Below are 24,830 nucleotides of genomic sequence, written 5' to 3' on the forward strand. Positions count from 1 at the left end.
CTCGTCATAACGTGATTTCGCGCTGGTCGGCCAGCGCGCGCAGCGCTTGGTGCGCTGTCTCGAAGTCATAGGCCCGCACGGCCGATTCCAGGGCCCCGTAGCCTTCATTAAAGGCGCTGCGCAGCATTCCGGCCTGCTCGTCGAGCAGCCGCGCTGCCCGTGGGTCGTCTTCCTCCAGCAGGCGGGCCAACCGGCGGCAGGTGCGCGCCAGCGCGGCGGCGTCCCAAGCGGGGGCCGGGGGCGGCTCGCCTGCCTCGCGCAGCAGGGCCTCGATGGCTCCGACCAGCGCCTGCAATGGCGGTTCCAGCTCGGCCAGCAGGTGCTCGATGCGGGCCGGCTCCGCCGCCTCAGCCAGGGCCTTTTCGAGGGTGGCCGCCTGGGCCTTGAGCCCATGGGCACCGAGGTTGCCGGCCAGGCCGCGCAGGTCGTGGGCCTGGCGTTCGGCCAGGTTGCGCTGGCCGCTGGCCAGGGCTTCGCGCAGGTGCCGGCCGCAGTCGCGCTGACCCTCGGCGAAGCGCGCCAGGAGTCGGCGGTAGGCGTCCTCGCGGCCCAGGGCACGCCGTATCCCGTCGGCGATGTCGACGCCCGGCAGGTGCCAGGCCGGCAGCGGTGGCGCCACGGGGGGCGCGGCTGCCGGGCGGGGGCCGAGCCAGCGCGACAGGGTGCCCCACAGTTCGCGGGGCTCGATGGGCTTGGCGATGTGGTCGTTCATGCCGGCCGCCAGGCAGCGCTCGCGGTCATCGACCAGGGCGTTGGCGGTCATGGCGATGATCGGCAGGCGGGCGAAGCGCCCTTCCTGGCGCAGCCGGCGGGTAGCTTCCAGGCCGTCGAGCACCGGCATCTGCATGTCCATCAGCACCAGCGCGTAGTGGCCGTCGGGCTGCCAGCACAGGCGGTCGAGGGCGTCGAGGCCGTTCTCCGCCAGGTCCACCTGGAGGTTGGCCATCTCCAGCAGCTCGCCGGCCACCTCGCGGTTCAGCGGGTGGTCTTCCACCAGCAGCACGCGCTGGCCGTCGAACTGCGGCATGAGGGGCGCGTCGCTGCGCGGCACGTCTACCCGGCGATGCAGTTGACAGGCGTGGATGGCGTGCAGCACACGCGGCAGGGTGAGGGGCTTCTCCAGGTGCTGGTCGATGCCGTCGCCACTGGGCTCACTCTCCCCTGTCGTACTGGCGAGCAGCACCCACGGTGTCTTGCTCAGGGGCAGGGCTACCAGGCGTCGGGCAGTTTCCAGGCCGTCGAGCCCGGGCATATGGCGGTCGAGTATCACCAGGCTGAACGGGTTGCCCTGGGTGTCGGCCTCCTGCAGGCGGGCCAGGGCGGTTTCGCCGTCGCCACAGTGCTCGGCCCGCAGCGCCAGGCTGGCCAGCAGGTCGCTGGCGGCACGTCGGGCGCTGGGGTTGTCATCCACCACCAGGGCACGCAGGCCAAGCAGGTCGGGGCGCAGCAGGTCCGGCTGGGGCTGTTCGGGGGCGATGGGCAGCAGCAGGCGGCACCAGAACAGGCTGCCTTCGCCGGGCTGGCTGTCGACCCCCACGTCGCCCCCCATGGCCTCGGCCAGGCGCCGGCAGATGGCCAGGCCGAGGCCGGAGCCGCCGTAGCGGCGGGTGGTGGAGGTGTCGGCCTGCTGGAAGGATTCGAACAGCCGCGCCTGCTGGGCAGCGTCCAGGCCGATGCCGGTGTCGCGCACCGAGAGCTGCAGCAACCAGCCGCCGTCGCGCGCCTCTCCGCGCACAGCCACCTCCACTTCGCCGCGCTCGGTGAACTTGACCGCGTTGTTGGCGAAGTTGATCAGGATCTGGCCGATGCGCAGCGGGTCGCCCACCAGGTGGCGGGGCACTTGCGGGTCGATGCGGAAGATGAGTTCCAGCCCCTTGTCGGCAGCCCGCTCACCCACCAGGGCAGCGAGGTTCTCCAGCACCAGGATGAGGTCGAAGTCGATCTGCTCCACCTCCAGCTTGCCGGCCTCGATGCGGGAGAAGTCGAGGATGTCGTTGATCAGCCCCATCAGGTGCTGGCTGGCCTGGCGGATCTTCTCCAGGTAGTCGCGCTGGCGAGGTTCGGGACCGGCGCGCAGGGCCAGGTGGGTCATGCCGACGATGGCGTTCATCGGCGTGCGGATCTCGTGGCTCATGTTGGCGAGAAAGTCCGACTTCACCCGCGCGGCCTCTTCGGCCAGTTCCTTGGCGCGCTCCAGCGCCTCTTCGCTCTGCTTGCGCGCGGTGACGTCGCGGCTGACGCCCACCAGCCCCAGCAGGTGTCCGTCTTCATCGTCGAAGGTGGCGCGCACGGTGGCGTAGAGCAGCTTGCGGCCGTCGCGCTGGAGCACCCAGTCTTCGCTTTCCATGGGACGGCTCATGGCCAGCGCGGCCTGGTCCTGGATCAGCCGCAGGCGGGCGCGCTCGGTGGGCAGCAGCTCGGCATCGGTGCGCCCCACCAGGCCGTCGAGGTCCTGGCCGATCAGTTCGGCGAAGGCCTGGTTGGCACCGAGGTAGCGGCCGCCGGTGTCCTTGAACCAGATCGGGTCGGGGATGGCGTCCACCAGCGCCTGCAGGGTGCTGCGCTGGCGCTGGGCCTCGGCTTCGGCGCGCTGGCGTTCCACAACCTGCACCGCCAGGCGGCGGTTCCACACCAGTACGAAGACCACCAGCACCAGCACGGCGATCCCGTAGGGCCAGCCCAGGGCCAGCAGCTCGCGCCAGTCGAGGCTGTAGAGGGGGGGCAGCCAGCGCGCCAGGATGGCCTCGCGCTCGCCGTGGGTGACGCTGGCCAGGGCGTGGTCGAGCAGTTCGGCGAGCATCGCCTGCTCACCGTGCACGGCGAAGTGCAGGGCGCTGCCGGCCAGGCCGGGGTCGCCACTGACCTCCAGGTTGCTGAGGTTGAGCCGGTGAATCAGGTAGCCGGCCGCCATCATGTTGCCGATGTAGGCATCGGCCCGCCCGGACGAGAGCGCCCGCAAGGCGGCCTCGGTGTCGCTCGTTTCCACCAGTTGCAGGTCACGGCCACGCTGGCGCAGGCGGTCTTGCATGGCGTAGTCGCGCTCCACGGCCACGCGGCGTCCGGCCAGTTCGTCAAGGCTGCGGTAGGGCGTTTCGCGGCGGGAATAGATGAGGCTGGTGGTGGTCAGGTAGGGGGCGCTGAAGGCCATCCAGTGCTCCCGCTCCGGGGTCTTGCCAGCCGAGGGCAACACGTCCACCTCGCCCCGGCGCAGGGCCTCGCGGGCCTGGGGCCAGTCGTCGAAGTAGACCGGTTCCACGCCGAGCCCGAGGCGCTCGCCGAGCAGGCGCAGGAAGTCGGCGCTGATGCCCTGGTAGCTGCCGTCCTCGCCCATCAGGTCGAACGGTGGCCAGCCCTTGCGCTCCAGGCCCACGCGGATGCGCCCGTGCTCCAGCAGCCAGCGGGCTTCGGCGGTGGAGAATTCCAACGGTTCGGCGGCCTGGCAGATGCTGCTCGCCAGCAGCAGGAGCAGCACCAGCCGGCCGAGCAGTTGCAGCATGTTCGGTCCCTGATATGGCGGTCTTGATCGCTTCAGCTTAGCCAGCCGACGGGGACCGGGCGGCTCAGCGAAACAGTTCGCCGGGGGTGACGCCGAACAGCCCGCGAAAGGCGGCGATGAACGCCGAGGGGGATTCGTAACCGCTGGCCAGGGCCACTTCGGTGACGCTGGCGCCGCCTTCCAGCGGTTGCAGCGCGGCGAGCAGGCGCAGGCGCTGGCGCCACTGGCGGAAGCTCAGGCCGGTCTCCCGCAGGAAGGCGCGGCTGAGGGTCTTCTCCGAGGTGTTGAGCCGGGCTGCCCACTCGCCCAGGCCGTGGGCCAGGTCGGGCTGCGCGGCCAGTTCGTCGCAGAGCACCCGCAGGCGGCCGGCGGCCGGCATGGGCAGGGAGAAGCCGGCCTCGGGCAGGGCCCGCAACTGGTCCAGCAACACCGCTACCAGGCGCGCCTCGGCGCTGTCGCCCTCGGGGTACTCCACCGGCAGCAGGCAGAAGGCCTTGATCAGCTCGCGGGCCAGCGGGGTCACCTCCAGCACGCGGCATTGCTCCGGCGCCCAGGCACAGGCATCGCGGCGCACGTAGAGGCTGCGCATCTCGGCGTGCATGGAGCTGACCACCTCATGCTCCAGCCCGGCCGGCACCCACACGGCCCAGTGCGGCGGGGCGAAGAAGCTGCCGTCGGCGGTGTGCACGCCGAGCACGCCGCTGATGGCGTAGGAGAACTGCACCCAGTCGTGGCGGTGGCGCGGCGTCCAGGAGCCGGCGCGCAGGCTCTCGGCGCGGGCGTAGAGCGGGCGCGGCAGGGCATCGAGGGTGGGGATCAGACGGGCGGGGCCGCGCTGCTGTCCGTTTATCGACATGGATTGATCCTTTGTCGTTAGACGGTCGGATTCTGCGCCCGCTACCCTGCCGCCTCAATCCCCCCGCTGCCCCGGAGGCGCCGATGTCCGCTCTCAACCCCCTCAAGCGCCTGGTCACCGACTGGTTCCTCGGCGGCATGCTGCTGGCCGTGGCGCTGGCCTGGCTGTTCCCCAACCTGGGCCGTCACGGCGGCGTGCTGCACGCGGAGAACCTGATCAATGCCGGGGTGTTCCTGGTGTTCTTCCTGCACGGCATCAACCTCTCCACCGAGCAAATCCGCAAGGGGCTGGGCAACTGGCGCCTGCACCTGATGGTGCAGTTGTTCACCTTCGCCGCCTTCCCGCTGCTGTGGCTGGCGGCGGACCGCCTGCTGGGCACCCACCTGCCGACGGCGCTGATGCTGGGCTTCTTCTACCTGTGTGCGCTGCCCTCGACCATTTCCTCGTCGGTGGCGCTGACCGGCAGCGCCGGCGGCAACGTGCCGGCGGCGATCCTCAACGCCAGCCTGTCGAGCCTGCTGGGGGTGTTCATCACGCCCTGGCTGGTGAGCCTGGTGGCCGATGCCAACGGCGGCATGGACCTGGGCAGGACGCTGCTGGACCTGAGCCTGCTGCTGCTCCTGCCGCTGGTACTGGGCCAGGGGCTGCGCCCGCTGTGGGGGCGTTTCTTCGCCCGCTACAAGCGCTACACCTCGGTGTTCGACAAGCTGGTGATCCTGCTGCTGGTGTTCGCCTCGTTCAGCGATTCGGTGGCCGCCGGCATCTGGCAACAGCAGGGGCCGGAGACCCTGGCCATCGCCTTCGTCGGCAGTGCGCTGGTGCTGGCGCTGATGCTCTGGTCCACCACCCGCACGGCGCGGGCGATGGATTTCAGCCATGAGGACGAGATTGCAGCGGTGTTCTGCGCCACCAAGAAATCCCTCGCCGCCGGTGCGCCGATGGCGGGGATCATCTTCGGCGCCAACCCCGCGCTGGGGCTGATCCTGCTGCCGATCATGCTGTACCACCAGATGCAGCTGATCGTCTGTTCGGTGATGGCCGAGCGCTACGCCCAGCGGGGCGCGGCGCTGGCGGCACAGGCGGCCTGAAGCGGCCGCCGGCGGGTCAGGCCCCCAGCAGGCTCTGCCCGCAGACCCGCATCACCTGGCCGGTGAGGCCACCGGAGCTGGGCTGGGCGAACCAGGCCACGGCTTCGGCGACGTCCTGGGGCAGGCCGCCCTGGCTCATGGAGTTCATGCGCCGGCCGGCTTCGCGGATGGTCAGCGGGATGGCGGCGGTCATCTGGGTTTCGATGAAGCCGGGTGCCACGGCGTTGATGGTGATGCCGCGCTTGGCCAGCGCCGGGGCCCAGGCCTGGGCCAGGCCGATGACCCCGGCCTTGCTCACCGCGTAGTTGCTCTGCCCGAGGTTGCCGGCGATGCCGCTGATGGAGGCGATCAGCACCACGCGGCCGTTGTCGTGCAGCTTGCCGGCGTCCAGCAGGGCCTGGGTCAGCACCTGGGGGGCCTTGAGGTTGACGTTGATCACCGAGTCCCAGAAGGCTTCGCTCATCTTCGCCAGGGTCTTGTCACGGGTGATGCCGGCGTTGTGCACGACGATGTCCAGCCCGTCGGGCAGCGCCTCCACCAGGCGCGCGGGGGCGTCCTCGGCGCAGATGTCCAGGGCCACCGCGCGGCCGCCGAGGCGAGCGGCCAGGGCTTCGAGGGCGTCCTTGGCCTGGGGCACGTCCAGCAGCACCACCTCCGCGCCGTCCCGGGCGAGGGTCTCGGCGATGGCCGCGCCGATGCCCCGCGAGGCCCCGGTGACCAGCGCGCGCTGGCCGCCGAGGGGGCGGCTCCAGTCCTTGACCTGGGCACTGCTGGCGGCAAGCCGCAGCACCTGGGCCGAGACATAGGCGCTCTTGGGCGAGAGGAAGAAGCGCAGCGCGCCTTCGAGCTGGTCCTCGGCGCCCTTGCCGACGTACACCAGCTGCACGCTGCCGCCCCGACGGATCTCCTTGCCCAGGGAGCGGGTGAAACCCTCCAGGGAGCGCTGCACGCTGGCGGCGATCGGGTCCTTGAGGCTTTCCGGCGGGCGCCCCAGCACCACCACGCGCGGGCATTTGCCCAGGCCCTTGAAGGTGGGCTGGAAGAAGTTGCGCAGCTCGATCAGTTGCTCGAAGCGGGTCAGCCCGCTGGCGTCGAACACCAGGGCCTTGAGCTTTGGCCCGTGCTCGGCGGTCCAGCGTGGCAGGCCGAAGCGGCCTTCTTCGGCGGCGTAGGACTGGTCGGTGAGCTTGTTCAGCACGGCGCTGGCGGCGTCGGCCAGGGCCCCCTCGCCGCCCAGCAGCAGGGCACCGTCCACCGGCCGCACGCGCCCTGCGGTCCAGCGCTCCAGGCGCAGCGGCGCGGGCAGGCCGAGGGCGCCGACCAGGCGTCGGCCGGCGGAGGAGTTGGCGAAGGCGAGATAACGGTCGGACATGGGGGCAGGCTCCTGCACGCATAAGAAGTGGGGCCACTCTACGCAGACAGCGCCGGCCCGCAATTGACCGCGTTGCCCGCCGCGCCGGCAAGGCGGCCAATGCGAGGGATGGCCTGGCGGCTAGTCTTGTGCCCACCTGCTGCACCCCGCATCCATTTCCCAGGCAAGGAGTCACCCATGACCCAGCTGCGCCGGGTCGCCATCGTCGGCGGCAACCGCATTCCGTTCGCCCGTTCCAACACGGTGTACGCCACCGCCAGCAACCAGCAGATGCTGACCAGCGCGCTGGAAGGCCTGGTGGAGCGCTACAACCTGCACGGCGAGCGCATCGGCGAATTCGTCGCCGGGGCGGTGCTCAAGCACTCCCGGGACTTCAACCTGGCGCGCGAATGCGTGCTCGGCTCGCGCCTGGCGCCGGAAACCAGCGCCTACGACCTCCAACAGGCCTGCGGCACCGGCCTGGAGGCAGCCATCCTGGTGGCCAACAAGATCGCCCTGGGGCAGATCGAGAGCGGCATCGCCGGTGGCGTGGACACCACCTCCGACGCCCCCATCGGGGTGCACGAGGAGTTGCGCAAGATTCTCCTGGAAGCCAATCGCGGCAAGACCACCGCCGACAAGATCAAGACCCTGCTCAAGGTGCGCCCGCGCCACCTGGCGCCGCACATCCCGCGTAACGGCGAGCCGCGCACGGGGCTGTCCATGGGCGAGTCCTGCGAGCTGATGGCGCAGACCTGGGCCATCCCCCGCGACGAGCAGGACAAGCTCGCCGTGGCCAGCCACCAGAAACTGGCGGCGGCCTATGCCGAGGGCTGGCACAACGACCTGATGACCCCGTTCCTCGGCCTGACCCGCGACCAGAACCTGCGGGCGGACATCAACCTGGAGAAGCTCGGCACCCTGAAGACGGTGTTCGAACGCGGCCCGCGCGGCACCCTTACTGCGGCCAACTCCACCCCGCTGACCGACGGCGCCTCGGTGGTGCTGCTGGCCAGCGAGGAGTGGGCCAAGGCGCGTGGCCTGCCGATCCTCGCCTACTTCAAGGACGGCGAAGCGGCGGCGGTGGATTTCATCGGTGGCAAGGAAGGGCTGCTGATGGCGCCGGTCTACGCCGTGCCGCGCCTGCTGGCGCGCAACGGGCTGACCCTGCAGGACTTCGACTACTACGAGATCCACGAGGCCTTCGCCGCTCAGGTGCTGTGCACCCTCAAGGCGTGGGAAGACGCTGAGTACTGCAAGACCCGCCTTGGCCTGGAACAGCCGCTGGGCGTCATCGACCGCAGCAAGATGAACGTCAAGGGCAGCTCCCTGGCCGCCGGCCATCCCTTCGCGGCGACCGGTGGTCGCATCGTCGCCAACCTGGCCAAGCTGCTGGACGCGGCAGGCCAGGGGCGTGGGCTGATTTCCATCTGTGCGGCGGGCGGTCAGGGTGTGACTGCAATCCTGGAGAAGTAATCCAACACCCGTGGCCGCAAGTCATCGCGGCCACGCGATGTAAGCAACTCCGTGATTTAGGGCGGCCCTGCGAGCAGGGCCGCCCTTTTTTTCGTCCGCGCCTGGGCGGCGCGAGCATCGCTCGGCCCGCGCCCGGTAGAGGATGCTTCCCAAAACCCAGGCAGCTCTTGGCTGCGGGTCAGAACGTGTAGCTCAGGCCAAGGGCCGTGCTTTCGTTGTTCTTATCGCGGCCGGGCAGGTTGGAATCCTTGTCCTTGTGCTCGTAGCTGACGGTCATCACCAGGTCCTTGGTGAGCTTGTGTCCGAGGGTGACGACGTGCTTGGTCTCGTCCTCTTCCTTGCCGGTGGGGTCGTGCTTGAAGTCGGTGTGGCGGCGACTGTAGGCGACGCTGGCGAAACTGTCCCAGGGCAGTTTGCGGGCGTAGCTGATCTTCCAGCTTTCCTGCTCCTTGTCCTTGTTGCGCGTGTCGCTGTCTTCCACCTTGGGCGAGTAGCTGAGGTCGAAGCTGTCCTTGCCGGTGGGCTTGAAGCGGGTGCCGAGCTTGAAGGTGTCGACTTCGATGTCCAGCGGGCTGTCGTTCTCCAGGCCCCGGTTCTCGTAGTTGTAGCGGCTGTACAGCTCCAGCACGCGGTTCAGTTTGTGGCTGGCGCCGAGGGTCCAGATGGTGCTGGAGAGGTCGTACTGGTGGTCCTTGTAGAGCTGCAGGTAGGTGACGGCGGCGTTGACCTTCAGGCGCCAGGCCGGGATGACGAAGGTGGGACCGGTGGAGACCGCCCAGGTCTGCCGGTTGAGTTCGTCTCGGTCGTCCTGGCGGGCCTGGGCGATGTTGGCGCCGAGGGTCCAGCGGCTGCCACGGTCGTCGAAGCCGTAGCCGTAGCGCAGGCTGCCAGCAGCCTGCCAGCGGTTGTCGTGGACGGTGGACTTGGGCTTGGCGACCGGGGTGGGCGCGGTGTCGTCGTCTTCGTCTTCGCCGTCGTCGGCCAGGTCGTCCTCGTCCAGGTCGATGTCGTCGAGCAGGTCGTCGAGGCTGTCGTCGTCCTCGAAGGCCATGTCGTCCATGCCCTCGTCGCCCTCGTCGTCTTCGTCGTCTTCGTCATCGAACGAGGGGTCCTGGGTCATGCCGGCGCTGGCGTTGGCGGTGTCGGTGTCATGCACTCGGGCCACGGCGATGCGGCCACCGAAGGTGTGGGTCTTGAGCTTCTTGGTAATGCGCTTGGCCAGCTTGGCGCCTTCCTTGGCCTCCGCGGAGTCGGGGGCGTCCTGCTTGAGCTGCGCCAGTTCGGCCTTGGCGGCGGGGTAGTCGAGGGCATCGGCATAGACCTTGGCCAGGGCCAGGCGCGCACGGGGGTGGCTGGCACTCTGGCTCGGGTCGGCGAGGATGGCGCGGTACTGCTCGGCGGCACTGCCGAGCAGGCCCCAGCGGGCACTGCTTTCCGCGTCACGGGCGAGGGTCTGGTAGGGGCTGGCGATGCTGCACAGGGGCAGGCCAGCCAGAAGCAGAACGGCGGTCAGTCCGTTGAGTTTCATGGTGGGTTCCGGGAGGGCGGTCGATGGAGTGCTGGGCAAGCCTATAGAGGCGGTTTGCCAGCGTCCAGAGCCCGGCCTGAATGTGACTTTGCATTCACAAAGTCCCGTCCCACGCGGGCTGCAGGCCACTCCAAAGGACGGCGGGCGGCTGTGGATAACCACCTCGGTGGGCGCCGCTTTTCATCCTCCTGAAACGAAAAAGGCGCAGCCTGGTGGCTGCGCCTTTGTCTGTGCCGGACGGCTCGACTCAGAACGGGATGTCGTCGTCGAAGCTGTCGTAGTCCGGGGCCGGCTGGGCGGCCGGTTGCGGAGCCGGGCGGGACTCGCGCGGGGCAGACTGTTGCGGCTCGCGCTGCGGACGCGGGGCGCGCGGGGCGGAGTCGCCATCGTTGCCGGGACGGCCGCCGAGCAGTTGCATCTGGCCGTTGATGTCCACGACGATTTCGGTGGTGTAGCGGTCCTGGCCGTCCTGCCCCTGCCACTTGCGGGTGCGCAGGCTGCCTTCGACGTAGACCTGGGACCCCTTGCGCAGGTACTCGCCGGCGATCTCGGCGAGGCGGCCGAAGAACACCACGCGGTGCCACTCGGTGCGCTCCTGCTGCTGGCCGGTCTGCTTGTCCTTCCAGCTCTCGCTGGTGGCCAGGGTGATGTTGGTCACGGCATTGCCGTTGGGCATGTAGCGGACTTCAGGGTCGCCGCCGACGTTGCCGACCAGAATGACTTTGTTAACCCCACGGGCCATAACGTTCTCCTAGGCTTCAGCACGTTCGGGCGCCGACTTGATCAGGCGCTCCAGGGACGTGCGGTCCAGTTTTTCGGTATCCACTTTGATATAGATGGCGGCTTCTTCGACCACCACCACGGCATCCGCCACTCCGGGCAAAGCCAGCAAACGCGGGACCAGCGTCGCATCGCCGAGGGCCGCTGTATCGAGCGGCTGGCGCAGGCTGGTCACGTACGGAGGTTCGCGCATAGTAACAGCAATGGCGACCCAAATCGCACAGAGCGCCGCACATCCGATGAACACAACGGACAGGCCGCCATGCTGGAACAACCAGCCGCCGAGGATGCCGCCGAGGGCGGCGCCGAGGAACTGGCTGGTGGAGTAGACGCCCATGGCGGTGCCCTTGCCGCCGGCCGGGGCGACCTTGCTGATCAGCGAGGGCAGCGAGGCTTCCAGCAGGTTGAAGGCGGTGAAGAAGACGATGGTGCCGATGACCAGGGCGCTCAGGGTGTCGCCGAAGGCCCAGAAGTACAGTTCGCAGGCGGCCAGTACGCTGACGGCACCGACCAGCACGCGCTTCATCTGGCGCTTCTTCTCGGCGTAGATGATGAACGGGACCATGCCGAAGAACCCCACCAGCAGGGCGGTGAGGTAGACCCACCAGTGCTGCTCCCTGGGCAGGCCGGCCTTTTCCACCAGCGCCAGCGGCAGGGCGACGAAGCTGGCCATGAGCACGGCATGCAGGGCGAGGATGCCGAAGTCCAGGCGCAGCAGGTCGGGGTGCCTGAGGGTCGGCAGCAGCGCCTGGCGGGCCACGCCGGATTCGCGATGCTGCAGCGGCGAGGCGGCCCGGGGGACGAACAGGGCGATGATCAGGATGCCGACCAGGGCCATGGCGGCGGTGATCCAGAACAGCCCGGCCAGGCCGAAGGCGCGGGTGACCAGGGGGCCGACCACCATGGCGACGGCGAAGGAGACGCCGATGCTCATGCCGATCATGGCCATGGCTTTGGTCCGGTGCTGCTCGCGGGTGAGGTCGGAGAGCAGCGCCATGACCGCGGCGGAGATGGCCCCGGCACCCTGCAGGATGCGCCCGGCGATGACGCCCCAGATGGAGTCGGCATTGGCCGCCAGCACAGCACCGGCGGCGAAGATCAGCAGGCCGATGTAGATCACCGGCAGGCGACCGATGCGGTCGGAGACGATGCCGAAGGGGATCTGCAGCACCGCCTGGGTCAGGCCGTAGGCGCCGATGGCCAGGCCGATCAGCGCCGGGGTGGCGCCGGCCAGGTCCTGGCCGTAGGTGGCCAGGACCGGCAATACCATGAACATGCCGAGCATGCGGAAGGCGAACACCAGCGCCAGGCCACCGGCGGCGCGGGTCTCGCGACCGCTCATGCGTTCGGAATGGGGATCGTGCATAGATGCCTCGTGACAGGAAGTGCGGGAATGCGTCATGCCCCGCGTCGGGCGCTGGCACCCGGTCCCCGGGTGCGCGGCTGCTGCCTGCGCCGGAAAAATGCCGCGCATTCTAACAGTCCCGGCCCATCAGGACACTGCCGTGCCGCTTTGCCGCGCCCCTGGGGGCGCCCGTATACTCGGGCGTTTTCCGCTCGCCATGCGAGGCCGCTGTGGACCAGATACTCATCCGTGGGGCACGTACCCACAACCTGAAGAACGTCGACCTCACCCTCCCCCGCGACAAGCTGATCGTGATCACCGGGTTGTCCGGTTCGGGCAAGTCGTCTCTGGCGTTCGACACGCTCTACGCCGAGGGCCAGCGGCGCTACGTGGAATCGCTGTCGGCCTATGCCCGCCAGTTCCTGTCGATGATGGAAAAGCCCGACGTGGACACCATCGAGGGGCTGTCGCCGGCCATCTCCATCGAACAGAAGTCCACCAGCCACAACCCCCGCTCCACGGTGGGCACCATCACCGAGATCTACGACTACCTGCGCCTGCTCTACGCCCGCGCCGGTACGCCGCGCTGCCCGGACCACGATGTGCCGCTGGAGGCGCAGACCGTCAGCCAGATGGTCGATCAGGTGCTGGCCATGCCCGAGGGCCGCAAGCTGATGCTGCTGGCGCCGGTGATCCGCGAGCGCAAGGGCGAGCACCTGGCGGTGTTCGACGAGCTGCGCGCCCAGGGCTTCGTCCGCGCACGGGTCAACGGCCGCCTCTACGAGCTGGACGAGTTGCCCAAGCTGGACAAGCAGAAGAAGCACTCCATCGATGTGGTGGTGGACCGCTTCAAGGTGCGCGGCGACCTGCAGCAGCGCCTGGCGGAATCCTTCGAGACGGCGATCAACCTCGCCGACGGCATTGCGCTGGTGGCGCCGATGGACGACGAGCCGGGCGAGGAGATCATCTTCTCCGCGCGCTTCGCCTGCCCCCATTGCGGCCACTCCATCAGCGAGCTGGAACCCAAGCTGTTCTCCTTCAACAACCCGGCCGGTGCCTGCCCCACCTGTGACGGCCTGGGGGTGAAGCAGTTCTTCGATGCCAAGCGCCTGGTCAACGGCGAGCTGACCCTGGCCGAGGGCGCGATACGCGGCTGGGACCGGCGCAACGTCTACTACTTCCAGATGCTCGGCTCCCTGGCCGCGCACTATGGCTTCAGCCTGGAGGAACCGTTCGACGCGCTGGCGCCGGAGCACCAGCGGGTGATCCTGCAGGGCAGCGGCCGCGAGGACGTGGACTTCCGCTACCTCAACGACCGCGGCGACATCGTCAAGCGCTCCCACCCCTTCGAGGGCATCGTCCCGAACCTGGAGCGGCGCTACCGCGAGACCGAATCCAACACCGTGCGCGAGGAGCTGGCGAAGTTCCTCAGCACCCAGCCCTGCCCGGATTGCCGCGGCACCCGCCTGCGCCGCGAGGCGCGCCATGTGTGGGTCGGCGAGAAGACGCTGCCGGCAGTGACCTCGCTGCCGGTGGGCGAGGCCTCGGACTACTTCGGGGTGCTGGAACTGCCGGGCCGCAAAGGCGAGATCGCGGCGAAGATCCTCAAGGAGATCCGCGAGCGTCTGCAGTTCCTGGTGAACGTCGGCCTGGACTACCTGACCCTGGACCGCAGCGCCGACACCCTCTCCGGTGGCGAAGCACAGCGCATCCGCCTGGCCAGCCAGATCGGTGCCGGCCTGGTGGGGGTGATGTACATCCTCGATGAGCCGTCCATCGGCCTGCACCAGCGTGACAACGAGCGCCTGCTGGCCACCCTCACCCACCTGCGCAACCTGGGCAACACGGTGATCGTGGTCGAGCACGACGAGGACGCCATCCGCCTGGCCGACTATGTGGTAGACATCGGCCCCGGTGCCGGCGTGCATGGCGGCCGGATCGTCGCCGAAGGCACGCCGGACGAGGTGATGGCCCACCCGGATTCGCTCACCGGCAAGTACCTGTCGGGCCGGGTGAAGATCGAGGTGCCGGCCACCCGCACGCCCCGCGACAAGAAGAAGTCGCTGAAGCTCAAGGGCGCGCGTGGCAACAACCTGCGCAACGTCGACCTGGAGATTCCGGTCGGTCTGCTGACCTGCATCACCGGTGTATCCGGCTCGGGCAAGTCGACACTGATCAACAACACCTTGTTCCCCATCACCGCCACGGCGCTGAACGGCGCCACCACCCTGGAAGCGGCGCCCCACGACAGCTTCGACGGGCTGCAACACCTGGACAAGGTGGTGGACATCGACCAGAGCCCCATCGGCCGTACGCCGCGCTCCAACCCAGCGACCTACACCGGGCTGTTCACGCCGATCCGCGAGCTGTTCGCCGGCGTGCCGGAGTCCCGCTCGCGGGGCTACGGCCCGGGCCGCTTCTCCTTCAACGTGAAGGGTGGCCGCTGCGAGGCCTGCCAGGGCGACGGCGTGATCAAGGTGGAGATGCACTTCCTGCCGGACATCTACGTGCCGTGCGACGTGTGCAAGGGCAAGCGCTATAACCGCGAGACCCTGGAGGTGAAGTACAAGGGCCGCAGCATCACCGAGGTGCTGGACATGACCATCGAGGAGGCGCGCGTGTTCTTCGATGCCGTGCCGGCCATCGCCCGCAAGCTGCAGACGCTGATGGATGTGGGCCTCTCGTACATCCGCCTGGGGCAGTCAGCAACCACCCTCTCCGGCGGCGAGGCGCAGCGGGTGAAGCTATCCCGCGAGCTGTCCAAGCGCGACACCGGCAAGACGCTGTACATCCTCGACGAACCCACCACGGGCCTGCACTTCGCCGACATCCAGCAACTGCTGGACGTGCTGCACCGGCTGCGGGACCACGGCAACACGGTGGTGGTGATCGAGCACAACCTGGACGTGATCAAGACCGCCGACTGGCTGGTGGACCTGGGCCCGGAGGGCGGCTCCAAGGGCGGCCAGATCATCGCCACCGGTACGCCGGAAGAGGTGGCGGCGATGCCGCAGTCCCACACCGGGCACTTCCTCAAGCCGTTGCTGGAGCGCGACCGCGCCTGATACGAAAAAGCCCCGCAGATGCGGGGCTTTTTCGTGGAGCGGTGGATCAGGCCAGGTCGAAGCGGTCGAGGTTCATCACCTTGGTCCAGGCGGCAACGAAGTCCTGGGTGAACTTCGCCTGGGCGTCGGCACTGGCGTAGACCTCGGCGATGGCGCGCAACTGCGAGTTGGAACCGAACACCAGGTCGACACGGGTGGCCGTCCACTTCAGGGCGCCGCTGCTGCGGTCACGGCCTTCGAACAGCTCGGCGGCTTCGCTGGTGGGCTTCCACGCCGTCCCCATGTCCAGCAGGTTGGCGAAGAAGTCGTTGCTGAGCGTGCCGGGGCGCTGGGTCAGTACGCCGTGGGCGGTCTGCCCGACGTTGGCACCCAGTACCCGCAGGCCACCGACCAGTACGGTCATTTCCGGGGCGGTGAGGGTCAGCAGTTGGGCGCGGTCCACCAGCATCTCCTCAGCGGTCACGGTGAAGCGCGCCTTCTGGTAGTTGCGGAAACCGTCGGCCAGGGGTTCCAGCACGGCGAAGGATTCGACGTCGGTCTGCTCCTGGGAGGCGTCCATGCGGCCCGGGGTGAAGGGCACTTCCAGGGCCTGCCCGGCGGCCTTGGCCGCCTGCTCGATGCCCACGCCACCGGCGAGGACGATCAGGTCGGCCAGGGAGATCTTCTTGCCGCCGGCTTGCGAGCGGTTGAAGTCGGCCTGGATGCCTTCCAGCACGCTGAGCACGCGAGCCAGTTGCGCGGGCTGGTTGGCTTCCCAGTCCTTCTGCGGTGCCAGGCGGATGCGGGCACCGTTGGCGCCGCCGCGCATGTCGGAACCGCGGTAGGTGGAAGCCGAGGCCCAGGCGGTGGACACCAGTTCGCTGACCGAGAGGCCGGAGGCCTGGATACGTGCCTTGAGCTGGGCGATGTCCTGCGCGTCCACCAGCGGGTGGTCGACGGCCGGAATCGGGTCTTGCCAGATCAGCTCTTCAGCCGGGACTTCCGGGCCGAGGTAGCGGGCACGCGGGCCCATGTCGCGGTGGGTGAGCTTGAACCAGGCGCGGGCGAAGGCGTCGGCGAAGGCCTGCGGATCCGCCAGGAAGCGACGGGAGATCTTCTCGTAGGCCGGGTCAAGGCGCAGCGACAGGTCGGTGGTGAGCATGGTCGGGCGGTGCATCTTCGACGGGTCGTGCGCATCCGGGATGACCGCATCGGCACCCTTGGCCACCCACTGGTGGGCACCGGCGGGGCTCTTGGTCAGTTCCCAGTCGTACTTGAACAGGTTCTCGAAGAAGTAGTGGCTCCACTGGGCCGGGGCCTGGGTCCAGGTGACTTCGAGGCCACTGGTGATGGTGTCCGAGCCCTTGCCGCTGCCAAAACTGCTGTGCCAACCGAGGCCCTGGGCTTCGATGCTGGCGGTTTCCGGATCAGCTCCCACATGGGCGGCATCGCCGGCACCGTGGGTTTTACCGAAGGTATGGCCGCCGGCGATCAGGGCGACGGTTTCCTCGTCGTCCATGGCCATGCGGGCGAAGGTTTCGCGGATGTCGCGGGCTGCGGCAATCGGGTCGGGGTTGCCGTCCGGGCCTTCCGGGTTCACGTAGATCAGGCCCATCTGCACAGCAGCGAGCGGGTTCTCCAGGTCACGGTCACCGCTGTAGCGGCTGTTGGGCTTCTCGCTGGTGGCCAGCCACTCGCGCTCGGACCCCCAGTAGATGTCCTCTTCCGGCTCCCAGATATCGCGGCGGCCGCCGGCGAAACCGAAGGTCTTGAAGCCCATGGACTCCAGGGCGACGTTGCCGGTCAGAATCATCAGGTCGGCCCAGGAGATCTTCTGGCCGTATTTCTGCTTGATCGGCCACAGCAGACGGCGGGCCTTGTCGAGGTTGACGTTGTCCGGCCAGCTGTTGAGTGGGGCGAAACGCTGGTTGCCGGTGCCCGCACCGCCGCGGCCGTCGGCCGTACGGTAAGTGCCGGCGCTGTGCCAGGCCATGCGGATGAACAGCGGACCGTAGTGGCCGAAGTCGGCGGGCCACCAGTCCTGGGAATCGGTCATGAGGGCGTGGAGGTCACGCTTGAGGGCCTGCAGGTCGAGGCTCTTGAAGGCTTCGGCGTAGTCGAAGCCGCTGTCCAGTGGATCGGACAGGCTGGAATGCTGATGCAGGATCTTCAGGTTCAGCTGGTTAGGCCACCAGTCGCGGTTGGACGTACCACCACCGGCGGAATGCTGCGAACCGCCGCCGGAAAAGGGGCACTTGGCCTGGGCGGGGGTCGTGGGCTTCTGGCTCATCTGTGATCGCTCCTTATCAGGTCGTCACCGGCCCGTGCCGGCGATGGGGGAAAGATTAGAATGCCATCAGCAAGAGAACCAATTTATTAACCGTAACAAAGCAATAGAAAAAAACTCTTACAGACTCGTGGACATAAAAAACCGGGCACTAGGCCCGGTTTCTTCGCAGCGACCGATTACTCGGCAGCAGCTTCGACTTCACCAGCGACCGGACGGTCGACCAGTTCGACATACGCCATGGGGGCGTTGTCGCCAGCGCGGAAGCCGCACTTCAGGATGCGCAGGTAGCCACCCTGGCGGTTGGCGTAGCGCTTGCCCAGATCGTTGAACAGTTTGCCAACGATGGCTTTCGAACGGGTACGGTCGAAGGCCAGACGACGGTTGGCAACGCTGTCTTCCTTGGCCAGGGTGATCAGCGGCTCGGCAACGCGGCGCAGTTCCTTGGCTTTGGGCAGGGTGGTTTTGATCAGTTCGTGCTCGAACAGCGATACCGCCATGTTCTGGAACATGGCCTTGCGGTGAGCGCTGGTGCGGCTGAGGTGACGGCCACTTTTACGATGACGCATGGTTCAATTCCTTACCAAACTAAAACGTTCGGTGATTACGACGATCAGGCAGTCGCCTTGTCGTCCTTCTTAAGACTTGCCGGCGGCCAGTTGTCGAGGCGCATGCCGAGGGACAGACCACGGGAGGCCAGGACGTCCTTGATCTCGGTCAGGGACTTCTTGCCCAGGTTCGGAGTCTTGAGCAGCTCTACTTCGGTACGCTGAATCAGGTCGCCGATGTAGTAGATGTTCTCCGCCTTCAGGCAGTTGGCCGAACGCACGGTCAGCTCAAGGTCGTCGACGGGGCGCAGGAGGATCGGATCGATCTCGTCTTCCTGTTCCACGACCACAGGCTCGCTGTCACCTTTGAGGTCCACGAACGCTGCCAACTGCTGCTGCAGGATGGTAGCGGCGCGACGGATAGCCTCTTCGGGGTCCAGAGTGCCGTTGGTTTCCAGGTCGATGACCAGCTTGTCCAGGTTGGTGCGCTGCTCGACACGGGCGTTTTCCACGACGTATGCAACGCGACGGACCGGGCTGAAGGAAGCGTCGAGCTGGAGACGGCCGATGCTGCGGCTCTCGTCTTCATCACTCTGGCGCGCGTCAGCGGGCTCGTACCCACGGCCGCGAGCCACTTTCAGCTTCATGTTCAGCGAGCCGTTGTCCGCCAGGTTGGCGATGACGTGGTCACCGTTGACGATCTCGACATCATGATCCAGCTGAATATCGGCAGCAGTGACAACGCCCGGGCCTTTCTTGACCAGGTTCAGCGTTACTTCGTCACGGCCGTGCAGTTTGACAGCCAGGCCTTTCAGGTTGAGCAGGATTTCAATGACGTCTTCCTGAACACCTTCGATGGCGCTGTACTCATGGAGTACGCCATCGATTTCGGCCTCGACTACTGCACAGCCAGGCATGGAGGACAACAAGATGCGACGAAGCGCGTTGCCCAGGGTATGGCCGAAGCCACGCTCGAGAGGCTCGAGCGTGATCTTGGCGCGGGTCGTGCTGACCGCTTGCACATCAATGTGGCGAGGGGTCAGAAACTCATTTACCGAACTCTGCATGGATGCACCTATTTTCTAGCCCTTACTTGGAGTAGAGCTCGACAATCAGGTTTTCGTTGATGTCGGCGGACAGATCAGTACGAGCCGGAACGCTTTTGAACACGCCCGACTTCTTGTCGGCGTCGACTTCAACCCACTCAACGCGACCGCGCTGAGCGCACAGCTCAAGGGCTTGAGCAATGCGAAGCTGGTTCTTGGACTTCTCGCGAACAGCGACTACGTCACCAGCCTTGACCTGATAGGAGGGGATGTTGACGGTCTGGCCGTTCACGCTGATGGCCTTGTGGGAAACCAGCTGACGGGATTCGGAACGGGTAGCACCGAAGCCCATGCGGTAGACGACGTTATCCAGACGGCACTCGAGGAGTTGCAGCAGATTCTCGCCGGTAGCGCCCTTGCGACGGGCAGCTTCCTTGTAGTAACCGCTGAACTGACGCTCCAGAACACCGTAGATACGACGGACCTTCTGCTTCTCGCGAAGCTGGGTGCCGTAGTCGGACAGACGGCCACGACGGGCACCGTGCTGGCCAGGAGCGGATTCGATGTTGCACTTGGACTCGAGGGCACGAGCGCCGCTCTTCAGGAAGAGGTCAGTGCCTTCACGACGGGACAGTTTGCATTTGGGACCAATGTAACGAGCCATTTCTCACTGTCTCCTATTACACGCGACGCTTCTTCGGCGGACGGCACCCGTTGTGCGGGATCGGCGTCACGTCGGTGATGCTGGCAATCTTGTAGCCGCAGGCGTTCAGAGCACGCACGGCGGACTCACGACCCGGGCCGGGACCCTTGACGTTGACGTCGAGGTTCTTCAGGCCGTATTCCAGAGCGGCTTGGCCGGCACGCTCCGCAGCCACCTGGGCAGCGAACGGGGTGCTCTTGCGGGAGCCACGGAAACCGGAACCACCGGAGGTCGCCCAGGACAAAGCGTTGCCCTGACGATCGGTGATGGTCACGATGGTGTTGTTGAAGGAAGCGTGGATATGGGCAATCCCATCAACCACTGTCTTCTTGACTTTCTTACGGGGACGAGCAGCAGGCTTAGCCATGACTTAATTCCTGTCGATTCGCGGACGCAAAATTACTTGCGGATCGGCTTACGCGGGCCCTTGCGGGTGCGCGCGTTGGTCTTGGTGCGTTGGCCATGAACAGGCAGACCACGACGATGGCGCAGACCGCGGTAGCAGCCCAGATCCATCAGACGCTTGATGTTCATGTTGATCTCGCGGCGCAGGTCACCCTCAGTGGTGAGCTTGGCCACTTCGCCACGCAGCTGCTCGAGCTGCTCGTCGGTCAGATCCTTGATTTTCACCGACGGGTTGACGCCGGTAGCCGCACAGATGTTCTGCGCGGTGGTGCGACCAACACCGTAGATGTAGGTCAGCGAGATAACAGTGTGCTTGTTATCTGGAATGTTGACGCCTGCAATACGGGCCATTCAATGAAAACTCCAGTTGACAGCTATCGGTGCCCCGGAAGCCAAGAAATAGGGCGCGCGATATTAGCGCTGTAATAACGAATAATCAACCCGGCAGCACACTAGCTGCCGGGCTCACGACGCGTGAATCACACTCAGCCTTGGCGCTGTTTGTGACGCGGCTCCGCGCTGCAGATCACGCGAACGATACCGTCGCGACGGATGATCTTGCAGTTACGGCACAGCTTCTTCACCGATGCACGAACTTTCATCAGTAACTCCTAGAACCTTACGGCACTGCGTCAGCGGAGCATTCCGCCGCCGTAGCCCTTCAGGTTGGCTTTCTTCATGAGGGATTCATACTGGTGCGAAACGAGGTGCGACTGTACTTGGGACATAAAATCCATCACAACCACAACCACGATCAGCAACGAGGTCCCGCCAAGGTAGAACGGAACGTTTGCCGCAACCACAAGGAACTGGGGAAGCAGGCAGACAGCCGTCATGTACAGGGCACCGAACATGGTCAAACGAGTCAGAACGCCATCGATGTAGCGCGCAGACTGCTCACCAGGACGAATACCCGGGATAAAGGCACCGGACTTCTTCAGGTTCTCCGCCACGTCTTTCGGGTTGAACATCAGCGCTGTGTAGAAGAAGCAGAAGAAAACGATCCCTGCACTAAACAGCAAGATATTCAACGGCTGACCAGGAGCGATCGCCTGCGAGAGGTCCTGCAGCCAGCCCATGTTCTGAGACTGGCTGAACCACGTCCCCAGCGACGCTGGGAACAGCAGGATACTGCTGGCAAAAATGGCCGGGATCACGCCCGCCATGTTCACCTTCAGCGGCAGGTGGCTATTCTGCGCAGCAAAAACCTTGCGGCCCTGCTGGCGCTTGGCATAGTGCACCGCGATGCGGCGCTGACCACGCTCGATGAAGACCACGAAGCCGATGATCGCAACCGCCAGGAGGCCAATGGCGATCAGGGCGAAGATGTTGATATCGCCCTGCCGGGCAGACTCGAAAGACTGCCCGATCGCCCTCGGCAGACCGGCAACGATGCCTGCAAAGATAAGCATCGAGATACCGTTGCCGACACCGCGCTCAGTGATCTGCTCGCCCAGCCACATCATGAACAGCGCACCGGCCACGAAGGTGGTGACTGCCACGAAGTGGAAGCCGAAATCAGTCGAGAAAGCGACGCCCTGACTGGCCAGACCTACAGACATGCCGATGGCCTGAACCAGCGCTAGAGCTACGGTGCCATAGCGGGTGTACTGGCTGATCTTGCGACGGCCAGCTTCACCTTCCTTCTTCAACTGCTCCAGCTGCGGGCTGATAGCGGTCATGAGCTGCATGATGATCGAGGCCGAGATGTACGGCATGATCCCCAGTGCAAAAATACTCATGCGCTCCAGCGCACCGCCAGAAAACATGTTGAACAGGCTAAGAATGGTCCCCTCGTTCTGCCGGAACAGTTCGGCCAGCCGGTCCGGGTTGATACCGGGCACTGGGATGTGCGCGCCGATCCGATAGACGATGATCGCCAGGAACAGGAAACGCAGTCGAGCCCAGAGCTCGGACAATCCGCCATTGCTGAGCGCGGAGAGAGCACCTTGCTTAGCCATTTAGTCCTCGAACTTACCGCCAGCTGCTTCGATGGCCGCACGCGCACCCTTGGTGGCGGCGATACCTTTCAGGGTGACCGCGCGAGCAACTTCACCGGACAGCATGACTTTCACACGCTGCACGTTCTGGTTGATCACGTTGGCATCCTTCAGCGCTTGCAGAGTGACGACATCGCCTTCCACCTTGGCCAGCTCGGAGGTGCGCACTTCAGCGCGATCCATGGCCTTCAGGGAAACGAAGCCGAACTTCGGCAGGCGACGGTGCAGGGGCTGTTGACCGCCCTCGAAGCCGGGGGCGATGGTGCCACCGGAGCGAGAGGTCTGACCTTTATGACCACGGCCACCGGTCTTGCCCAGACCGCTACCGATGCCACGGCCCGGACGGTGCTTCTCGCGACGGGCACCCGGCGCGGAACGCAGATCGTTCAGTTTCATGGATTAACCCTCGACACGCAGAAGGTAATAAGCCTTGTTGATCATGCCGCGGTTTTCAGGAGTGTCCTGAACTTCTACGGTGTGACCGATACGACGCAGGCCAAGGCCTTTGACGCAGGCTTTGTGGTTGGCCAGGCGGCCATTCACGCTCTTGACCAGCGTAACTTTTACAGTAGCCATGATCAGAGAATCTCCTCGACGCTCTTGCCACGCTTGGCTGCAACAGCTTCAGGGGACTGCATGTTCTTCAGGCCCTTGAAGGTGGCATAAACCACGTTCACCGGATTGGTAGAGCCGTAGCACTTAGCCAGGACGTTCTGGACACCCGCCACTTCCAGGACAGCGCGCATGGCACCGCCGGCGATGATCCCGGTACCTTCGGAAGCCGGCTGCATGAACACCTTGGAGGCGCCGTGAGCGGACTTGATAGGGTACTGCAGGGTGGTGCCATCCAGCTCTACCTGGATCATGTTGCGACGGGCAGCTTCCATGGCCTTCTGGATTGCAGCAGGCACTTCGCGGGACTTGCCACGACCGAAACCGACGCGACCTTTACCATCACCCACCACGGTCAGCGCGGTGAAGGTGAAGATACGGCCACCTTTTACGGTCTTGGCAACGCGGTTAACCTGAACCAGCTTCTCGATGTAGCCTTCGTCGCGCTTTTGCTCGTTGTTCGCCATAACTTAGAACTCCAGCCCGCCTTCACGAGCAGCATCGGCCAGCGCCTTGACGCGACCGTGGTACTTGAAGCCAGAACGATCGAACGCTACCTGGGTAACGCCAGCGGCTTTCGCGCGCTCGGCAACCAGCTGGCCGACTTTCTTGGCCGCGTCAACGTTGCCGGTGGCACCGCTACGCAGTTCTTTGTCCAGAGTCGAGGCGCTGGCCAGGACCTTGGCGCCGTCGGCCGAAATGACCTGGGCGTAGATGTGCTGGGAAGAGCGATATACGCAGAGGCGTACGGCTTCCAGCTCGCGCATTTTCAGGCGTGCCTTGCGAGCGCGACGCAGACGAGTTTCTTTCTTTACGCTCATTTGCTATGCCCTACTTCTTCTTAGCTTCTTTACGACGCACGACTTCATCGGCGTAACGTACACCCTTGCCTTTGTAAGGCTCCGGCGGACGGAAGTCGCGGATCTCGGCGGCCACCTGACCAACCAGCTGCTTGTCGATACCCTTGATCAGGATGTCGGTTTGGCTGGGGGTTTCAGCGGTTACGCCTTGCGGAAGCTCGTAGTCAACCGGATGGGAGAAGCCGAGAGCCAGGGACAGCACTTGGCCTTTGGCCTGAGCCTTGTAGCCGACGCCGACCAGCTGGAGCTTGCGTTCGAAGCCTTGGCTGACGCCTACGACCATGTTGTTCACCAGCGCACGGGTGGTACCGGCCATGGCTTTGTTCTGCTGGTCGCCATTGCGAGCGGCGAAGCGGAGCTCGCCGTTTTCCTGCAGGATTTCCACGGACGGATGGACTTTCAGCTCAAGAGTGCCCTTGGCGCCCTTAACGGAAAGTTGCTGACCAGCCAGCTTGATTTCAACACCAGCAGGCAGCTTGACGGGGTTCTTAGCAACGCGAGACATGCTTCAACCCCCTTAGAACACAGTGCAAAGCACTTCGCCACCAACGCCAGCGGCGCGAGCAGCACGATCAGTCATCACACCCTTGTTGGTGGACACGATCGAAACGCCCAGACCGCCACGAACCTTCGGCAGCTGATCGACGGACTTGTACTGGCGCAGGCCAGGACGACTTACGCGCTTCAGTTCTTCAATGACCGGACGGCCTTCGAAGTACTTCAGCTCGATGGACAGCAGAGGCTTAACATCGCTGCTGACCTGGTATCCCGTGATGTAACCCTCGTTCTTCAGAACGCTGGCTACCGCCACCTTCAGCTTGGAGGACGGCATGCTTACGACAGACTTTTCAGCCATCTGGGCATTACGGATACGAGTTAGCATGTCCGCTAACGGGTCCTGCATACTCATGGGCTAGTTGCTCCTAAATACAAAAGAATAGCCTTGCGGCTAGAGTCACCTGCGAGCTTCAGGCACAAGAAGGCCTGAATCGGGCGAGCCGAATATTCTAGAGAGACCCCAGAAACGAATCAAGCCCCTTGCGGGGCTTGATTCGAAACATCCATGAAAGGCCGACGACTGGCGTCGACCTCCGACATCACCAGCTGGCTTTGACCAGACCGGGAACGTCACCACGCATGGCAGCTTCACGCAGCTTGTTACGGGACAGCCCGAACTTGCGGTAAACGCCGTGCGGACGGCCAGTGATGCGGCAGCGGTTACGCAGGCGCGACGCGCTGGCGTCACGCGGCTGCTTCTGCAGAGCTACCTGGGCTTCCCAACGCGCTTCCGGAGTGGAGTTCGGGTTGGCAATGATAGCTTTGAGCTCGGCACGCTTCTTGGCGTACTTGGCGACCGTCAGCTGACGCTTCAGCTCGCGGTTCTTCATGCTCTGTTTGGCCATAT

Annotated in this window: 24 protein-coding genes; 3 read left to right on the forward strand and 21 right to left on the reverse strand. The window is 65.6% G+C overall.

The genetic code is table 11. The features are described 5' to 3' along the window. Positions 1-4 precede the first annotated feature (4 nt). A complete protein-coding gene (locus tag A9G05_RS19060) occupies positions 5-3,496 on the reverse strand; it encodes a response regulator (protein WP_069562465.1) in 3,492 nt (1,163 codons plus the stop codon). Between the two features lie 64 nt (positions 3,497-3,560). Next, positions 3,561-4,352, reverse strand: a complete 792-nt coding sequence (locus tag A9G05_RS19065) for a helix-turn-helix transcriptional regulator (protein WP_069562466.1) — start codon at positions 4,350-4,352, stop codon at positions 3,561-3,563. Positions 4,353-4,435: 83 nt separating this feature from the next. Here A9G05_RS19065 and A9G05_RS19070 point away from each other — a divergent pair, with 83 nt between their 5' ends. Further along, a complete protein-coding gene (locus A9G05_RS19070; RefSeq protein WP_069562467.1) occupies positions 4,436-5,440 on the forward strand; it encodes a bile acid:sodium symporter family protein in 1,005 nt (334 codons plus the stop codon). A 16-nt stretch (positions 5,441-5,456) separates the two neighbouring features. Here the strand turns inward: A9G05_RS19070 and A9G05_RS19075 are convergent, their stop codons facing one another. Then, the gene (locus tag A9G05_RS19075) at positions 5,457-6,812 is read right to left on the reverse strand and encodes a 3-oxoacyl-ACP reductase (RefSeq protein ID WP_069562468.1); all 1,356 of its coding nucleotides are present in this window, start codon (positions 6,810-6,812) and stop codon (positions 5,457-5,459) included. Positions 6,813-6,989: 177 nt separating this feature from the next. On the opposite strand from A9G05_RS19075, the gene A9G05_RS19080 reads away from it, so the two are divergent. Beyond that, the gene (locus tag A9G05_RS19080) at positions 6,990-8,267 is read left to right on the forward strand and encodes an acetyl-CoA C-acetyltransferase (RefSeq protein ID WP_069562469.1); all 1,278 of its coding nucleotides are present in this window, start codon (positions 6,990-6,992) and stop codon (positions 8,265-8,267) included. Positions 8,268-8,445: 178 nt separating this feature from the next. Here the strand turns inward: A9G05_RS19080 and A9G05_RS19085 are convergent, their stop codons facing one another. The 3 genes from A9G05_RS19085 to A9G05_RS19095 all read right to left on the reverse strand — a co-directional run bounded on the left by A9G05_RS19085 (position 8,446) and on the right by A9G05_RS19095 (position 11,941). Continuing rightward, positions 8,446-9,795 (reverse strand): tetratricopeptide repeat protein, encoded by a 1,350-nt coding sequence (locus A9G05_RS19085; protein ID WP_069562470.1) that lies wholly within the window; start codon positions 9,793-9,795, stop codon positions 8,446-8,448. A gap of 247 nt (positions 9,796-10,042) precedes the next feature. Further along, on the reverse strand, positions 10,043-10,537 hold the full coding sequence (locus tag A9G05_RS19090) for a single-stranded DNA-binding protein (protein ID WP_069562471.1): 495 nt from the start codon (positions 10,535-10,537) through the stop codon (positions 10,043-10,045). Between the two features lie 9 nt (positions 10,538-10,546). After that, the gene (locus A9G05_RS19095; protein WP_069562472.1) at positions 10,547-11,941 is read right to left on the reverse strand and encodes an MFS transporter; all 1,395 of its coding nucleotides are present in this window, start codon (positions 11,939-11,941) and stop codon (positions 10,547-10,549) included. Between the two features lie 209 nt (positions 11,942-12,150). On the opposite strand from A9G05_RS19095, the gene uvrA reads away from it, so the two are divergent. Next, positions 12,151-14,985: an excinuclease ABC subunit UvrA gene (gene uvrA / locus A9G05_RS19100; RefSeq protein ID WP_069562473.1), complete on the forward strand. Its 2,835-nt coding sequence runs from the start codon at positions 12,151-12,153 to the stop codon at positions 14,983-14,985. Positions 14,986-15,031: 46 nt separating this feature from the next. On the opposite strand, the gene katG is transcribed toward uvrA, so the two are convergent. The 15 genes from katG to rpsN form a co-directional block, all read right to left on the reverse strand. Further along, the gene (gene katG / locus A9G05_RS19105) at positions 15,032-17,254 is read right to left on the reverse strand and encodes a catalase/peroxidase HPI (protein WP_069562474.1); all 2,223 of its coding nucleotides are present in this window, start codon (positions 17,252-17,254) and stop codon (positions 15,032-15,034) included. Positions 17,255-17,430: 176 nt separating this feature from the next. Continuing rightward, complete coding sequence (rplQ, locus tag A9G05_RS19110; protein ID WP_016490551.1) at positions 17,431-17,820, reverse strand: 50S ribosomal protein L17; 390 nt, start codon at positions 17,818-17,820, stop codon at positions 17,431-17,433. Between the two features lie 44 nt (positions 17,821-17,864). After that, positions 17,865-18,866 (reverse strand): DNA-directed RNA polymerase subunit alpha, encoded by a 1,002-nt coding sequence (gene rpoA / locus A9G05_RS19115; protein WP_044411060.1) that lies wholly within the window; start codon positions 18,864-18,866, stop codon positions 17,865-17,867. Between the two features lie 22 nt (positions 18,867-18,888). Continuing rightward, complete coding sequence (rpsD, locus tag A9G05_RS19120; protein WP_044411057.1) at positions 18,889-19,509, reverse strand: 30S ribosomal protein S4; 621 nt, start codon at positions 19,507-19,509, stop codon at positions 18,889-18,891. A 16-nt stretch (positions 19,510-19,525) separates the two neighbouring features. After that, a complete protein-coding gene (gene rpsK, locus A9G05_RS19125; protein ID WP_003093689.1) occupies positions 19,526-19,915 on the reverse strand; it encodes a 30S ribosomal protein S11 in 390 nt (129 codons plus the stop codon). Between the two features lie 32 nt (positions 19,916-19,947). Further along, positions 19,948-20,304: a 30S ribosomal protein S13 gene (gene rpsM, locus A9G05_RS19130; RefSeq protein ID WP_044411054.1), complete on the reverse strand. Its 357-nt coding sequence runs from the start codon at positions 20,302-20,304 to the stop codon at positions 19,948-19,950. 134 nt (positions 20,305-20,438) lie between these two features. Next, positions 20,439-20,555: a 50S ribosomal protein L36 gene (gene rpmJ, locus A9G05_RS19135; RefSeq protein WP_003093693.1), complete on the reverse strand. Its 117-nt coding sequence runs from the start codon at positions 20,553-20,555 to the stop codon at positions 20,439-20,441. A 30-nt stretch (positions 20,556-20,585) separates the two neighbouring features. Next, the gene (gene secY / locus A9G05_RS19140; protein ID WP_069562475.1) at positions 20,586-21,914 is read right to left on the reverse strand and encodes a preprotein translocase subunit SecY; all 1,329 of its coding nucleotides are present in this window, start codon (positions 21,912-21,914) and stop codon (positions 20,586-20,588) included. After that, on the reverse strand, positions 21,915-22,349 hold the full coding sequence (gene rplO / locus A9G05_RS19145; protein ID WP_069562476.1) for a 50S ribosomal protein L15: 435 nt from the start codon (positions 22,347-22,349) through the stop codon (positions 21,915-21,917). It lies immediately after the preceding gene. Between the two features lie 3 nt (positions 22,350-22,352). Further along, entirely contained in the window at positions 22,353-22,529 is a 177-nt protein-coding gene (gene rpmD / locus A9G05_RS19150; protein WP_036991154.1) for a 50S ribosomal protein L30, read from the reverse strand. Between the two features lie 2 nt (positions 22,530-22,531). Continuing rightward, positions 22,532-23,032: a 30S ribosomal protein S5 gene (gene rpsE / locus A9G05_RS19155; RefSeq protein WP_044411025.1), complete on the reverse strand. Its 501-nt coding sequence runs from the start codon at positions 23,030-23,032 to the stop codon at positions 22,532-22,534. A gap of 3 nt (positions 23,033-23,035) precedes the next feature. After that, a complete protein-coding gene (rplR, locus tag A9G05_RS19160) occupies positions 23,036-23,386 on the reverse strand; it encodes a 50S ribosomal protein L18 (protein ID WP_044411023.1) in 351 nt (116 codons plus the stop codon). A gap of 10 nt (positions 23,387-23,396) precedes the next feature. Next, positions 23,397-23,930 (reverse strand): 50S ribosomal protein L6, encoded by a 534-nt coding sequence (rplF, locus tag A9G05_RS19165; RefSeq protein ID WP_044411021.1) that lies wholly within the window; start codon positions 23,928-23,930, stop codon positions 23,397-23,399. A gap of 12 nt (positions 23,931-23,942) precedes the next feature. Next, a complete protein-coding gene (gene rpsH, locus A9G05_RS19170; RefSeq protein ID WP_069562477.1) occupies positions 23,943-24,335 on the reverse strand; it encodes a 30S ribosomal protein S8 in 393 nt (130 codons plus the stop codon). 187 nt (positions 24,336-24,522) lie between these two features. Further along, positions 24,523-24,828: a 30S ribosomal protein S14 gene (gene rpsN / locus A9G05_RS19175; protein WP_044411017.1), complete on the reverse strand. Its 306-nt coding sequence runs from the start codon at positions 24,826-24,828 to the stop codon at positions 24,523-24,525. Positions 24,829-24,830 lie beyond the last annotated feature (2 nt).

The organism is Pseudomonas sp. ENNP23 (assembly GCF_001728945.1).
Classification (GTDB): domain Bacteria; phylum Pseudomonadota; class Gammaproteobacteria; order Pseudomonadales; family Pseudomonadaceae; genus Metapseudomonas; species Metapseudomonas otitidis.

Excerpts from the sequence above, each read along its gene's own strand:
- rplF (WP_044411021.1), bottom strand. The coding sequence starts at position 23,930 with ATGTCTCGCGTTGCTAAGAACCCCGTCAAGCTGCCTGCTGGTGTTGAA.
- rplR (WP_044411023.1), bottom strand. The coding sequence starts at position 23,386 with ATGAGCGTAAAGAAAGAAACTCGTCTGCGTCGCGCTCGCAAGGCACGC.
- A9G05_RS19085 (WP_069562470.1), bottom strand. The coding sequence starts at position 9,795 with ATGAAACTCAACGGACTGACCGCCGTTCTGCTTCTGGCTGGCCTGCCC.
- A9G05_RS19060 (WP_069562465.1), bottom strand. The coding sequence starts at position 3,496 with ATGCTGCAACTGCTCGGCCGGCTGGTGCTGCTCCTGCTGCTGGCGAGC.
- rpsD (WP_044411057.1), bottom strand. The coding sequence starts at position 19,509 with ATGGCTCGTTACATTGGTCCCAAATGCAAACTGTCCCGTCGTGAAGGC.
- A9G05_RS19065 (WP_069562466.1), bottom strand. The coding sequence starts at position 4,352 with ATGTCGATAAACGGACAGCAGCGCGGCCCCGCCCGTCTGATCCCCACC.
- A9G05_RS19075 (WP_069562468.1), bottom strand. The coding sequence starts at position 6,812 with ATGTCCGACCGTTATCTCGCCTTCGCCAACTCCTCCGCCGGCCGACGC.
- rpsH (WP_069562477.1), bottom strand. The coding sequence starts at position 24,335 with ATGAGTATGCAGGACCCGTTAGCGGACATGCTAACTCGTATCCGTAAT.
- rpsK (WP_003093689.1), bottom strand. The coding sequence starts at position 19,915 with ATGGCTAAGCCTGCTGCTCGTCCCCGTAAGAAAGTCAAGAAGACAGTG.
- A9G05_RS19095 (WP_069562472.1), bottom strand. The coding sequence starts at position 11,941 with ATGCACGATCCCCATTCCGAACGCATGAGCGGTCGCGAGACCCGCGCC.
- A9G05_RS19070 (WP_069562467.1), top strand. The coding sequence starts at position 4,436 with ATGTCCGCTCTCAACCCCCTCAAGCGCCTGGTCACCGACTGGTTCCTC.
- secY (WP_069562475.1), bottom strand. The coding sequence starts at position 21,914 with ATGGCTAAGCAAGGTGCTCTCTCCGCGCTCAGCAATGGCGGATTGTCC.
- A9G05_RS19080 (WP_069562469.1), top strand. The coding sequence starts at position 6,990 with ATGACCCAGCTGCGCCGGGTCGCCATCGTCGGCGGCAACCGCATTCCG.
- rpsM (WP_044411054.1), bottom strand. The coding sequence starts at position 20,304 with ATGGCCCGTATTGCAGGCGTCAACATTCCAGATAACAAGCACACTGTT.
- rpsE (WP_044411025.1), bottom strand. The coding sequence starts at position 23,032 with ATGGCGAACAACGAGCAAAAGCGCGACGAAGGCTACATCGAGAAGCTG.
- A9G05_RS19090 (WP_069562471.1), bottom strand. The coding sequence starts at position 10,537 with ATGGCCCGTGGGGTTAACAAAGTCATTCTGGTCGGCAACGTCGGCGGC.
- rpsN (WP_044411017.1), bottom strand. The coding sequence starts at position 24,828 with ATGGCCAAACAGAGCATGAAGAACCGCGAGCTGAAGCGTCAGCTGACG.
- rpoA (WP_044411060.1), bottom strand. The coding sequence starts at position 18,866 with ATGCAGAGTTCGGTAAATGAGTTTCTGACCCCTCGCCACATTGATGTG.
- rpmJ (WP_003093693.1), bottom strand. The coding sequence starts at position 20,555 with ATGAAAGTTCGTGCATCGGTGAAGAAGCTGTGCCGTAACTGCAAGATC.
- katG (WP_069562474.1), bottom strand. The coding sequence starts at position 17,254 with ATGAGCCAGAAGCCCACGACCCCCGCCCAGGCCAAGTGCCCCTTTTCC.
- rplQ (WP_016490551.1), bottom strand. The coding sequence starts at position 17,820 with ATGCGTCATCGTAAAAGTGGCCGTCACCTCAGCCGCACCAGCGCTCAC.
- rpmD (WP_036991154.1), bottom strand. The coding sequence starts at position 22,529 with ATGGCTACTGTAAAAGTTACGCTGGTCAAGAGCGTGAATGGCCGCCTG.
- rplO (WP_069562476.1), bottom strand. The coding sequence starts at position 22,349 with ATGAAACTGAACGATCTGCGTTCCGCGCCGGGTGCCCGTCGCGAGAAG.